The sequence below is a fragment of the Dietzia sp. 111N12-1 genome, assembly GCF_001658045.1.
GTDB lineage: Bacteria > Actinomycetota > Actinomycetes > Mycobacteriales > Mycobacteriaceae > Dietzia > Dietzia kunjamensis.
The window spans coordinates 85,606-97,670 of record NZ_LSSV01000093.1 but is presented as its reverse complement, the minus strand read 5'-3'; the positions used below and the strand labels follow the sequence as shown (position 1 = coordinate 97,670).

The 12,065-nt window shown below is 70.7% G+C and carries 12 protein-coding genes; 8 read left to right on the top strand and 4 right to left on the bottom strand.

Annotation, left to right across the window (positions count from 1 at the left end; all coding sequences use genetic code 11):
• Nucleotides 1-121: 121 nt before the first annotated feature.
• The 7 genes from AYO52_RS16500 (at nucleotide 122) to AYO52_RS16470 (ending at nucleotide 5,768) form a co-directional block, all read left to right on the top strand.
• A complete protein-coding gene (locus AYO52_RS16500) occupies nucleotides 122-646 on the top strand; it encodes a single-stranded DNA-binding protein (protein ID WP_067719807.1) in 525 nt (174 codons plus the stop codon).
• Between the two features lie 125 nt (nucleotides 647-771).
• Nucleotides 772-2,445, top strand: a complete 1,674-nt coding sequence (gene ettA / locus AYO52_RS16495) for an energy-dependent translational throttle protein EttA (RefSeq protein WP_067719805.1) — start codon at nucleotides 772-774, stop codon at nucleotides 2,443-2,445.
• A gap of 6 nt (nucleotides 2,446-2,451) precedes the next feature.
• Nucleotides 2,452-2,937 (top strand): thioesterase family protein, encoded by a 486-nt coding sequence (locus AYO52_RS16490; protein WP_082924107.1) that lies wholly within the window; start codon nucleotides 2,452-2,454, stop codon nucleotides 2,935-2,937.
• Entirely contained in the window at nucleotides 2,934-3,392 is a 459-nt protein-coding gene (locus AYO52_RS16485; protein ID WP_067719802.1) for a thioesterase family protein, read from the top strand. Before AYO52_RS16490 ends, AYO52_RS16485 begins: the two co-directional genes overlap by 4 nt.
• Nucleotides 3,389-3,874 (top strand): thioesterase family protein, encoded by a 486-nt coding sequence (locus AYO52_RS16480; protein ID WP_082924106.1) that lies wholly within the window; start codon nucleotides 3,389-3,391, stop codon nucleotides 3,872-3,874. The genes AYO52_RS16485 and AYO52_RS16480 overlap by 4 nt, the downstream gene beginning before the upstream one ends.
• A complete protein-coding gene (locus AYO52_RS16475) occupies nucleotides 3,874-4,554 on the top strand; it encodes a hypothetical protein (protein WP_082924105.1) in 681 nt (226 codons plus the stop codon). The genes AYO52_RS16480 and AYO52_RS16475 overlap by 1 nt, the downstream gene beginning before the upstream one ends.
• On the top strand, nucleotides 4,551-5,768 hold the full coding sequence (locus AYO52_RS16470) for a site-specific DNA-methyltransferase (protein ID WP_067719799.1): 1,218 nt from the start codon (nucleotides 4,551-4,553) through the stop codon (nucleotides 5,766-5,768). The genes AYO52_RS16475 and AYO52_RS16470 overlap by 4 nt, the downstream gene beginning before the upstream one ends.
• Here AYO52_RS16470 and AYO52_RS16465 read toward each other — a convergent pair.
• The 3 genes from AYO52_RS16465 to AYO52_RS16455 are packed head-to-tail and all read right to left on the bottom strand — an operon-like array spanning nucleotide 5,765 to nucleotide 8,504.
• Nucleotides 5,765-6,508: an SDR family NAD(P)-dependent oxidoreductase gene (locus AYO52_RS16465; RefSeq protein ID WP_067719946.1), complete on the bottom strand. Its 744-nt coding sequence runs from the start codon at nucleotides 6,506-6,508 to the stop codon at nucleotides 5,765-5,767. The two genes, AYO52_RS16470 and AYO52_RS16465, sit on opposite strands and share 4 nt — an antisense overlap.
• Before the next feature lie 11 nt (nucleotides 6,509-6,519).
• The gene (locus AYO52_RS16460) at nucleotides 6,520-8,073 is read right to left on the bottom strand and encodes a glycoside hydrolase family 13 protein (protein WP_067719944.1); all 1,554 of its coding nucleotides are present in this window, start codon (nucleotides 8,071-8,073) and stop codon (nucleotides 6,520-6,522) included.
• 35 nt (nucleotides 8,074-8,108) lie between these two features.
• On the bottom strand, nucleotides 8,109-8,504 hold the full coding sequence (locus AYO52_RS16455; protein WP_082924117.1) for a globin: 396 nt from the start codon (nucleotides 8,502-8,504) through the stop codon (nucleotides 8,109-8,111).
• A gap of 284 nt (nucleotides 8,505-8,788) precedes the next feature.
• Between AYO52_RS16455 and AYO52_RS16450 the strand changes: the two genes are divergently transcribed.
• A complete protein-coding gene (locus tag AYO52_RS16450; RefSeq protein WP_067719791.1) occupies nucleotides 8,789-9,400 on the top strand; it encodes an HNH endonuclease in 612 nt (203 codons plus the stop codon).
• 41 nt (nucleotides 9,401-9,441) lie between these two features.
• On the opposite strand, the gene pepN is transcribed toward AYO52_RS16450, so the two are convergent.
• On the bottom strand, nucleotides 9,442-12,045 hold the full coding sequence (pepN, locus tag AYO52_RS16445) for an aminopeptidase N (RefSeq protein ID WP_067719788.1): 2,604 nt from the start codon (nucleotides 12,043-12,045) through the stop codon (nucleotides 9,442-9,444).
• Nucleotides 12,046-12,065 lie beyond the last annotated feature (20 nt).

The following is a 12,065-nucleotide window of genomic DNA, read 5'->3' as shown; positions in this document are numbered from 1 at the left end:
GCCCCCCTCCACAGGGCGGCCACCGCGGGCGGTGGGAACGAGGGGTGACGACGACGAGGTGGGGCACGCTGCAAGTCACGAGGCCGACGCACGGTCGGCCGAACGTGACAGGAGTGACCCCATGAACGAGACCCACACGACCGTCCGCGGAACCGTGATCACCGACCCCACCACCCGGAGAGTGGGCGACGATCAGGTGTTCACCTTCCGGGTGGCCAGCAACAGCCGCTACCAGGACCGGCTCACCGGCGAATGGAAGACCGGCGGCACTCTGTACTTCTCGGCCAACTGCTGGGGACGCCTCGGGCAACGGGCGTCCGGCGCGCTGTGCAAGGGCGACGGCGTGATCCTGCACGGCCGGCTGCTCACCAACGAGTACGAACGCGACGGCCGCATCATGCGCGACCTGGAGATGCGGGTCAGCGCCGTGGGGCCCGACCTGTCCCGCATGGACGTCACCGTGCGCCGCGCCAGGACGGACGCGCCGGCCGAGGGGGCCGGCGTCGACGGGGCGGGCGTCGACGGGGCGGGTCTGCGGGGAGCGGCCGAGGACTCCGACGCCATGGCGCTCGGGTCGCTGGACCCGGATGAGCCGGGGTCCGAGCAGAGCGAGGCGGACGAGTTCGTGGGGGCGGCCGGCGCCTGATGCTCCCGGGGGTGGGGCCGGCGTCCGCCGCGGACGCCGGGGCCGCGGGCGGACACGTAACATGGGGGTCGTGCCCGCGGCCGACCCGCGGTGAAGTGAACTATATGCGCAGGTGAGAGGGTAGAATGGCCGAGTTTATCTACACGATGAAGAAGGTACGCAAGGCGCACGGGGACAAGGTGATCCTCGACGACGTCACGATGTCCTTCTACCCCGGTGCGAAGATCGGCGTCGTGGGCCCCAACGGCGCCGGCAAGTCCTCCATTCTCAAGATCATGGCCGGGATCGACCAGCCCTCCAACGGCGAGGCGTTCCTCGATCCCGAGGCGACCGTCGGCATCCTGCTGCAGGAGCCGGAGCTCGACCAGTCCAAGACCGTCAAGGAGAACGTCGAGGACGGCCTCGGCGAGACGATGGTGCAGCTGCGTCGGTACAACGAGGTCGCCGAGGAGATGGCGACCGACTACACCGATGAGCTCATGGAGGAGATGGGTCGGCTGCAGGAGCAGCTCGACGCCGTGGACGCCTGGGACGTGGACTCCCAGATCGAGCAGGCCATGGACGCCCTGCGCTGCCCGCCGGGCGACTCGCCGGTGACCAACCTGTCCGGTGGCGAGGCGCGTCGGGTGGCGCTGTGCAAGCTGCTGCTGAGCAAGCCCGACCTGCTGCTGCTCGACGAGCCCACCAACCACCTGGACGCCGAGTCCGTCCTGTGGTTGGAGCAGCACCTGGCCGCCTACCCCGGCGCCGTCCTGGCCGTCACACACGACCGGTACTTCCTCGACCACGTCGCGCAGTGGATCTGTGAGGTCGACCGCGGTCAGCTGCACCCCTACGAGGGCAACTACTCCACCTACCTCGAGAAGAAGGCCGAGCGCCTCGAGGTCCAGGGCAAGAAGGACCAGAAGCTGCAGAAGCGGCTCAAGGCCGAGCTCGAGTGGGTGCGCTCCGGTGCCAAGGCGCGCCAGTCCAAGTCCAAGGCCCGTCTGGCCAAGTACGAGGAGATGGCCGCGGAGGCGGAGAAGCACCGCAAGCTCGACTTCGAGGAGATCCAGATCCCCACGCCGCCGCGGCTCGGCAACGTGGTGGTGGACGTCGACAAGCTCACCAAGGGCTTCGACGACCGCGTCCTCATCAAGGACCTGTCGTTCACGCTGCCGCGCAACGGCATCGTCGGCGTGATCGGCCCCAACGGCGTCGGTAAGACGACGCTGTTCAAGACCATCGTGGGCCTGGAGGAGCCGGACTCCGGCACCGTCAAGGTGGGCGACACGGTGAAGCTGAGCTACGTCGACCAGAACCGCGCCAACATCGACCCGGAGAAATCGGTGTGGGAGGTCGTGTCCGAGGGCAACGACTACATCGAGGTCGGCCAGAACGAGATGCCCTCGCGTGCCTACGTCAGCGCCTTCGGCTTCAAGGGCCCGGACCAGCAGAAGAAGTCCGGCGTCCTGTCCGGTGGTGAGCGCAACCGCCTCAACCTGGCGCTGACGCTCAAGGTCGGCGGCAACCTGATCCTCCTCGATGAGCCCACCAACGACCTCGACACCGAGACGCTGGGCAGCCTGGAGAACGCACTCGAGGACTTCCCGGGCTGCGCCGTGGTCATCTCGCACGACCGCTGGTTCCTGGACCGCACCTGTACCCACATCCTCGCCTGGGAGGGCAACGTGGACGAGGGGCAGTGGTACTGGTTCGAGGGCAACTTCGAGGGCTACGAGAAGAACAAGGTCGAGCGTCTCGGCCCCGACGCGGCGCGCCCGCACCGGGTCACGCACCGCAAGCTCACCAGGGACTGACCGCAGATGGCCACGCCGACCACCCAGGGCTCGGACGCCCCGACCACCGGAACCTCACCCGGGGCCGCCACCGTGGCGGGGGCCGTGCACCGGGTCCGGATCCCGTTGCGCATCTCCGACTTCGTGGGCATGCACGTCAACAACGTGCGGTTCCATGAGTTCTCGCAGGACGCCCGCCTGATGTGGTTCCGCGAGAAGTTCGGGGTGCCGGGCTCCCGGGTGCCGAGCGCGCTGGCGCGGTGGATGGAGATCGACTTCCGTCGCACCATCGCCATGGGCGTGCCCGAGGTGTGGGTGGACGTGCAGGTGGTGCGGGTGGGCCGCACCTCGTTCACGATGCGGACCTCGATCGGCTCCGAGTCGACCGGTGCCGAGCCCTGCGCGGTGGTCGACACCGTGATGGTGGTGACCGCGGATGACGAGACCACGACACTGGAGATCACCCCCGTGGAGCGCGCGGCGCTGCTCGGGGACCGGGAGGAGGCGGGATGACCATGCGCGACGCCGTGGACGCCGGAACGTTCCGTTGCACCCTGCAGGTGCGGTGGGCGGACTTCGACCAGTACGGCCACGTCAACAACATCAAGTACCTCGAGTACGCGCAGGAGGCGCGGATCCTGTTCATCCGCAGCCGATTCGGGCCGTTCGGCCTGGGCAACCTGCCACAGGTCGTGCGGCGCACCGAGATCGACCACCTGCGGCCCGTCCTGCGTGACTCCACCTCCGTGGACGTGGAGATCGACGTCGAACACGTCGGGACCACGTCGTACCAGATCCGCCAGACCATCCTGGACGCGGCGGGCGAGATCTGTTGCACGCTGCGGGTGGTCATGGTCGCCTACGACTCCTCCACCTCGACCGCGGTGGAGATTCCCTCCGGTGTCCGCAACGTGCTGGAGGCGGCCACACAGCCGGCGGCGATCACCGACCAGGGGCCCGCCACGTGACCGACCAGCTCGTCTACGAGACCGGCGGCCCCCTGGGCGTGTCCGGAGAGCCGGGCCGCAGGGTGTTCACCTCGGCGATGCCGGTCCGGTGGTCGGACCAGGACCTCTACCACCACGTCAACCACGCCCGGATGATCACGCTCATCGAGGAGGCGCGGATCCCGTGGCTCTTCTCCGAGGGCATGCCCACCGCGACGCTCACCGCGGGTGCGGTGATGACCGACCTGGCGGTGAAGTACCGGGGCCAGGTCAAGCACGCAGACGGCCCCATCCGCGTGCGCATGTGGTGCGAGAAGGTCGGCGGGGCGATGTTCGTGGCCCGGCACGAGGTCCGCGGCCGCATGACGCCGGACTCGGCGCCGCCCGCGGTGGACTGCACGGCCACCATCGCCGCGTTCGACTTGGCAACCCAGCGCCCGCGCCGGTTCACCCGCGCCGAGCGCGACTACCTGCTGGAGTTCCGGCACGAGGACCCGGCGTGATGGCACCCGGACCGGACGCCGGGATGATCCGCGTGCCCGACCCCGCCGACCGCGACGACCTGCGCACCCTCCTCCGGCGCATCCTCCGCCTCGACGAGGCCGCCGTGGTGCGGCTGACCTCCGGGGCCGGGGGCCGGATGCGCGTGTGGGCCCGCACCCCCTTCGGGGCACTGGTCGTCCGCGGACTCGGCGGCGACTGCCCCGGCGGCGACGTCGTGGCCGGTGCGGACCACCTGCTCACCGAACTCGACGTCCTGCCGCGCGGAGACATCGACGGTCGGATCGACCCCGGCATGCCGCTCCTCTCGGCATGGCAGGGACTGCTGCCGCCCGCCGACGGGTTCCAGCCCGTCGAGGACGTGCCGGCCCAGGTGCTGCTCGACCTCACCCGGTCGGGCCGGGAGGCCGCGCGGGAGAACGCCGGGCCCGCCGGCTTGCCGCCGTCGCTGCTCGACCAGGTGGCCCTCACCGTCCGAGCGGACACCGCCCACCCCGTCGGCGTGGACATGCGGACGGTGTTCTCCATGGTGATGTGCGGGTTCGTGCCGGAGAAGGCCGGTTCCGCCCCGGAGGGCGAGCCGGTCCGCGTGAGCGAACGCGGCGCCTGGCTCCGCCTGGACGCCCGGTACGGCACGGTGTTCCGCCGGACCGACTCCCTCACCCTCGAACCACTGCGGTGACCGCTCCCGACTTCTCCATCTCCTGGCCCGGGCGGGGCCGCGCCGCGGCCTCGGGTGCCGACGGACCGGTCCCGCGGATCGAGGCCCTCGTCACCGGCGACGCGGATCGCGCTGACGGGGCCGGGGTCGTCACCGAGGGGGCCGTGCTGGTCGGCGACGGCGCGCGCATCGCCGAGGCCCACGACGCGCTGGACGCGCACGGCCTCGCGCCCTGCGGCGCCGCGCAGGTGGTCTACCTCGACCCGCCGTACAACCGCGGGGGCCGGTTCGACGCCTACCACGACAACATGCCGCGCCACGAGTGGCTCGACTACATCGAGACCCGGCTCGTGGTGGCCCGCGACCTGCTCGCCGAGACCGGAACCGTGTGGGTACACCTCGACGACGCCGAAGCCCACCGGGTGCGTTGCCTGCTCGACGAGATCTTCGGCGCCGACGCGTTCATCGCGGACCTCACGGTGGAGAGTAACCCCAAGGGACGGCAACTGGACCGCTTCTTCGCCGGTTCGCACGACCGTCTGATGGTGTACGCCCGTGACCCCGAGCACGTGCGGCTGGCGGGCGGGGTGGCCTCGGCGGTCGATCCGGCGGACTTCCCGCACCGGGGCGTCGACGGGGTCAGCTTCCGGCTCCTACCGCTGCGCAACACCAACAAGCGTTTCAACCCGCGGACCACGCCCACCATGACGTACCCACTCTACGGCGACCCGGTCACCGGCGAGGTGTCGGTGGAACCGGGCGGGGGACTGGAAGAGATCCTCCCGGTCTTCGGCGATCTCACCCCTGCGGTGTGGCGGTGGTCGCGAGAGCGGGCGCGGGAACGCGTCGGCGACCTGGTGTGCCGGACGGTGAAGGGTCGCTCGGGACCCCGGGTCGACATCTACCAACGGGACCGGTTCGAGGCGGGTCGGATCAAGAAGCTCAAGACCATCTGGCTGTCCCAGGAGGTCGGCTCGACGGACACCGCGCGAGCCGAACTGAGGGCGGCCGGGGTCGACGGGTTCCGCACCCCCAAGCCGGAAGCGCTGATGCGGCGGGTCGTCGAACTGGCCACCGACCCCGGCGAACTGGTCGTGGACCTGTTCGCCGGGTCCGGGACCACGGCGGTCGCGGCCCGTGCACTGGGCCGGCGCTGGGTGGTGGTCGAACGCAACCCCGAGACGGTCCGCGACGTGCTGGTGCCGAGGTTGCGCGTCGGCTCTGACGACGGTTAGCGGAGCATGAGCCCGCCGCCGTCGACCATCATCGTCTGGCCGGTCATGTACGACGCGTCGTCGCTGGCCAGGAAGACCGCGACCCGGCCGATGTCGGACTCGGGATCCCCGAAACGGCGCATCGGGGTGCCGGACAGGAGCCGCTTCTCGATCCCCGGGTTCGCCTCGATGTAGGCTTCCACGCCCTCGGTGAGCGCGAGGGGGGAGATGACGTTGACGTTGATCCCGTCGCGCGCCCACTCGTTGGCGGCCACCCGGCTGATCGCGCGGATCGCCTCCTTCGCCGCGGCGTACGACGCCTGGGTGGGGCTGCCGTCGATGCCGGCGCCGGAGGCGAAGTTGATCACCGACCCGTCCCGCCTTGCCAGATGCGGGTGCGCGGCCTTCATCAGCCAGAACGTCGGGTAGAAGCCGGTGGAGAAGGACAGGTCCATCATGTCGCCGGTGGTCTCGAGCAGTGGTGCCTGTCGGGACGCGTGGGCGTTGTTGACCAGGACGTCGAGGTGCCCGAACGCCTCCACGGCGGCCGCGACGATCGATGCGGCGTTGGCCTCGACCGAGATGTCCGAGTGGAGGTAGCGCACCTGCTCACCGAGCTCGGCGGCGAGCGCGTCCCCGGCGTCGTCGTTGATGTCCACCACGAGGACGTTGGCGCCCTCCTTGACGAACGCACGGGTGATGCCGCGGCCGATCCCGCCGGCACCGCCGGTGACGATCGCGGTCTTGTCGGAAAGTCGCACGTCGAAGCCCTTCAGGAGTCCTGCAGCCACACGGCGGTGTCCGGTGGCAGATCCCTCCCGTCGAGTGGGCCGGAGGCGAGGAGGATCTCGCCGCCGGGCAGGGGCACCGTCCGAGGGGATGTATTGATCATGCACAGGATCCCGCCGCCTTCGCGCCGAAACGCCTGACACCCGTCAAGTTCACTTTCCCAGTCGATCGCATCCGTGTCCGCCGTCGGCCAGGACTGCCTGATCCCGATCGCCGACCGGTACAGCGACAGCACGGAGTCGGGGTCCTCCCGCTGGGCGGCGACCGTGAGGTGCGACCATCCCTCGGGCATCGGCAACCAGGTGTCGTCGGCGGTCGAGAACCCGTACGGGGGCCGGTCGCCCTCCCACGGGATCGGCACGCGGCAGTGGTCACGGCCCATCTCGGCGTGACCGGTGCGCTCCCAGGTCGGGTCGGTGAGTCGGTCGTGGGGGATCGCGTAATCGCTGGGTAGACCGAGTTCGGCACCGTTGTAGACGAACGCGATCCCCGGCAGCGCCAGCGTCACCAGGAGCATGGCGCGGGCCCGGGCCGTACCGACGGCCCCGTTGCCGTAGCGGGTCACCTCGCGGACGACGTCGTGGTTCGACAGCGCCCACGTGGGTGCCGCCCGCGAGACCCGTGCGGCCTCGAGCGTGGAGTCGATCGCCTCGCGCAGGGCGCGCGCGTCGAACGGGGCGCCGGTGAGGGCGAAGTGGAACGCGAAGTGCAGCTCGTCGGGCCGGAGGTAGCGCGCGAACCGCTCGGTCGGTCCCACCCACACCTCGCCGAAGGCGGCGGCGCCCGGGTAGTCGTCGAGGACGCGGCGGATCCGTCGGTGGATGTCGTGGACGCCGGGTCGGTCCCAGCGCGCGTCGCGGGGGTCGACGACGAGCTGGGCGATCTCCACGTCGTCGGGTAGATCCGCCAGGTCGTCGGGTTTGGCCAGCCCGTGGGCCACGTCGATCCGGAAGCCGTCGACCCCCAGGTCCAGCCAGAACCGCAGGGTCCGCTCGAGATCGTCGGCGACCTCGGGATTCGTCCAGTCCAGGTCCGGCTGTTCGGGGGCGAAGAGGTGGAGGTACCACTGGCCGGGCGTGCCGTCGGGCTCGGTGACGCGGGTCCAGGCGGGTCCGCCGAACACCGACGGCCAGTTGTTCGGCGGTTCGGAGCCGTCCTCGCCGCGGCCGTCCCGGAAGAGATAGCGCGCGCGTTCCGGGCTGCCCGGTCCGGCGGCGACCGCGGCGGCGAACCAGGGGTGCTCGATGCTGGTGTGATTGGGCACCAGGTCCATGATGAGCACCTTGCGGGCGGCGTGGAGCCGCCCGAGGAGCTCACGCAGCGTGTCGACGCTGCCGAACAGCGGATCCACGTCCCGCGGGTCGGACACGTCGTATCCGTGGTCGGCGCCGGGGGAGCGCATGATCGGGGAGAACCACACCCCGTCGACGCCCAGATGGTCCAGGTGGTCGAGGCGGTCGATCACGCCCTGCAGGTCACCGACGCCGTCGCCGTCGGAGTCGGCGAACGACCGCGGGTAGATCTGGTAGAGGACCATGTCCTCCCACCGGCGCGTCACGTGGGAGGGAGGCCTCACCCGATCTCCGCGGAGTTGACCATCATTGCCGCGGCGCGGGTGAGGTAGTCGACGAGCGCCGCCCGGTGTTCGTCGTCCAGCGTCTCGCGGTCGATCGTGTCCACGGCGGCGAGCATGTGGGTGAGCCAGGCGTCGTGGGCGGCGCGGTCGACGACGTACGGGTTGTGCCGCATCCGCAGCCTCGGGTGCCCGCGCTGCTCGGAGTAGGTGGTGGGCCCTCCCCAGTACTGCTCGAGGAACATCCGCAGGCGGTCCTCGGCCGGCCCCAGGTCCTCCTCGGGGTACATCGGGCGCAGCACGGGGTCGCCCGCCACCCGGCGGTAGAACTCGTGGACGATCTTCCGGAACGTCTCCGCTCCACCGATCTCGTCATAAAAGGTGCTGCTGCTCATGCCTCCCATCATGCCTGCCCAGGCGCTCGTGGGGCCCCTGGGCAGGTGGTGGCGGGTGGGCGGTGGTGGGGGCAACCCCCCCGGGGACGACGACGACGAGGTCCCGCGACGGCGACCCGGATCCGCCCGCCCGCCGGGCCGAACCGGCCGGGTCGTCCACCTTCTGCTAGGCGTTAGCCGCACGAAGTGTTCACCGAAGGTGCATCATCGTGGCAGGCGAGGTTCACGACGAGCCCGGACACGGCTGATGCACTGGGCTCGGGGCAGACGAGCGGAGACCGACCATGGGCACTGCAGTGCGCGAGAACACGGAGTACCGACAACGGGGTTCACGAGCCCCCTCCCGGCTGGAACCGGTCCCGGACCGGCACGTCCCGCTCGCGTCCGCCCCGCGCGTCCTGCTGCTCAACGCCAGCTACGAGGCCCTGACGGCCCTGCCCGCCCGCCGCGCGGTGGTGATGCTGATCGGAGGCAAGGCCGACGTGGTTCACGACCACCCGGTCGAGCTCCTGGTCCGCTCGGTGGACACCGCGATTCGCGTGCCGTCGGTGATCCGACTACGCGAATACGTGCGGATCCCGTACCGGTCGCAGGTCCCCATGACCCGCGCCGCGCTCATGCACCGCGACGGCCACAGGTGCGGCTATTGCAGCGCCAAGGCCACCACCGTCGACCACGTCATCCCGCGCAGCCGCGGGGGAGCGCACGGGTGGGAGAACTGCGTGGCCTCCTGTGCGCCGTGCAACCACCGCAAGGCCGACAAGCTGCTCTCCGAGCTCGGCTGGGAGCTGCGGGTGCCCCTCGCCGCGCCGCGGGGCCGGACCTGGCGGTTGGTCTCCCAGTTGCGGGAGATCGGCCCGCACTGGGAGGACTACCTCTACCTCGACGCCGCCTGACCGACCGGTGTGGCCGCCCGGCCGACCGGCCGACCGGCCGGTCAGCCGGCCTCGGCCGCGTCGACGGCCCGGGCGTCCAGAGCCCGGACCATGTCGGCGGTCTGCTCGGCGATGATCCGCCGGAGGGCCGACGGGTGGGTCTCGTCCGCGACGACCTGCTCGAAACGCTCGACGGTGTCGCGGTCCACCGCCCAGGACGGGAAGAGCCCCTCGGCGACGGTCTGGGCGAGATCGCCGGGTCGTGCCCTCCACAGCGCAGTGACGTCGTCCAGGTAGCGCTCGCAGAGGCCGGTGAGCAGGTGCTCCTGACCGGGCAGGTCGACACCCAGGAGCGTGGCGCGCACGATCGCGTTGGTGGGGGCGTCGGCACCGGTCTCCAGCAGCAGCTGCTCTGCCTCCTCCTTGGCTCCGACGGTGGGGCGGGCGGCACGCGCGGTGGCGGCCCGCCGGGCTCCGCCGGCGGTGTCGTCGGTGGCCAGTTCCGCCTCGATGCGGTCGGTGTCCGCGGCGCCGGCGGCGACCAGCGCGGTGAGCACGGTCCAGCGTAGGTCCGTGTCGACGACGAGGCCGGGCAGTCCCGCCTCGTCGGCTCCGGCGTCGAGGAGCGTGGCGAGCACGCGCCCCTGATCGACACCGATGGGGCAGGCGCACAGGGCGGTGAGGAACGCCAGCTGGTGATCGGACCCCGCCTCGGCGTCGCGGGCCGCGGTGAGCATGGCCGCGGAGAACGTCTTCCAGCCGGTGGCGGCGGCCCAGTCCGGGTCGGCGTACCGGGCCAGGGCTGTCTGGGCCTGGGTGAGTACCCTCTGCACCACGCCGATGTGGGACTCACGCGGCACGGCCCGGGCCACGACCTCGACGAACCGGCGGGCCGGCAGGCGCCCCTCCCGCGTCATCTCCCACAGTGCGGACCAGCACAGCGTCCGCGCCAGCGGGTCCGCGACGTCCTCGAGCGACTCCAGGACGGTGGCCAGGGACCGCTCGTCGAGCCGGACCGAGCAGTAGGTCAGGTCGTCGTCGTTGGGCAGGATCAGATCGGGCACGTGCTGCCCGGCGAGCGAGGCGACGGGCGTCCGCTCACCGGAGATGTCCAGCTCGGCCCGTTCGGTGCGCACGATCGCACCGGACCCGTCGCGGCTGTACAGGCCCACGCCGAGCCGGTGGGTGCGCAGCTCGCCGGCGCCCGGGGACGCCGGGCCCTGGACCACGGTCAGGTCGTCGATCGTGCGGGAGTCGCCACCTGTCGTGACCTCGACGGAGATCGGGTTGATGCCGGTCGTGCGCAGCCACTGGTCGGCCCAGCCCGACAGGTCGCGCCCCGACGATGCCTCCAGTGCGGAGAGCAGGTCGTCGAACCGGGCGTTACCGAAGGCGTGGTCGGCGAAGTACGCGCGCAGACCGGCCAGGAACGGCTCGCGACCGACATAGGCTACGAGCTGCTTGAGTACCGAGGCGCCCTTGGCGTAGGTGATCCCGTCGAAGTTCGTCTCCACCGTCTCCAGGTCGGTCATGTCCGCGGCGACGGGGTGTGTGGAGGGCAGCTGGTCCTGGCGGTACGCCCACGACTTCTCCACGATCGCGAAGGTCGTCCAGGCGTCCGTGTACTGCGTCGCGTCGACCTGGGCCAGCACCGAGGCGAACGTGGCGAAGGATTCGTTGAGCCACAGGTCGTCCCACCAGAACATGGTCACCAGATCGCCGAACCACATGTGGGCCATCTCGTGCAGGATCGTCTCGTTGCGCCGTTCGTAGCGGTAGCCGGTGGCCCGGGAGCGGAAGACGTAGTCCTCGAGGAACGTCACGGCACCGGCGTTCTCCATGGCACCGGCGTTGAACTCTGGGACGAAGATCTGGTCGTACTTGCCGAACGCGTACGGCAGGCCGAACTCACGGTGGTAGAAGCCGAAGCCCTCCTTGGTCTCGGCGAACAGGCGTTCCGAGTCGAGGAACTCCGCCAGCGACGCCCGGCACAGCAGGCGTAGAGGAATGGTGCCGTGATCGTCGGTGTAGGCGTCCTCCACCACGTGGTACGGGCCCGCGATGAGGGCGACGAGGTACGTCGACATGATCTCGGTGGGGGCGAAGCGGTGCACCACGCCACCGCCGGGGGCCGGGGACTCCTGGGCCGGGGTGTTGGCCACCACCACCCACTGCTCGGGCGCGGTCACCGTCAGGGTGTAGCGGGCTTTGAGGTCGGGCTGGTCGAAGCAGGCGAACACCCGCTTGGCGTCCGCCGTCTCGAACTGCGAGTAGAGATAGACCTCCCCGTCGGCCGGGTCGACCATCCGGTGCAGGCCCTCACCGGTGGTGGTGTACGCCAGATCGGCGTCCACGATCAGCTCATTGTTCTCCTGCAGGTCGGGCAGGGTGATGCCGTCCTCGTCGTCGTACCGCTCGTCGCCGGGGGCCGGGAACAGTTCCCGGCCGTTCAGGGTCGCCGACCGGATCACGGCCGCGCGGAGGTCGATGAAGGTCTCCGCACCCGGACGCGAGCAGGAGAACCGCACCACGGTGCGCGAACGGAAGGTGTCGGTCCCGGGACTGCCGTGGCCGTCGGTGAGATCGATCTCCACGTCGTACGACTCGACGGCGAGCAGTTCCGACCGGGCGGCGGCGTCGGCGCGGGTGAGGTTGAGCGAGCGCATCGGTGAGGACCTCGGTTCGG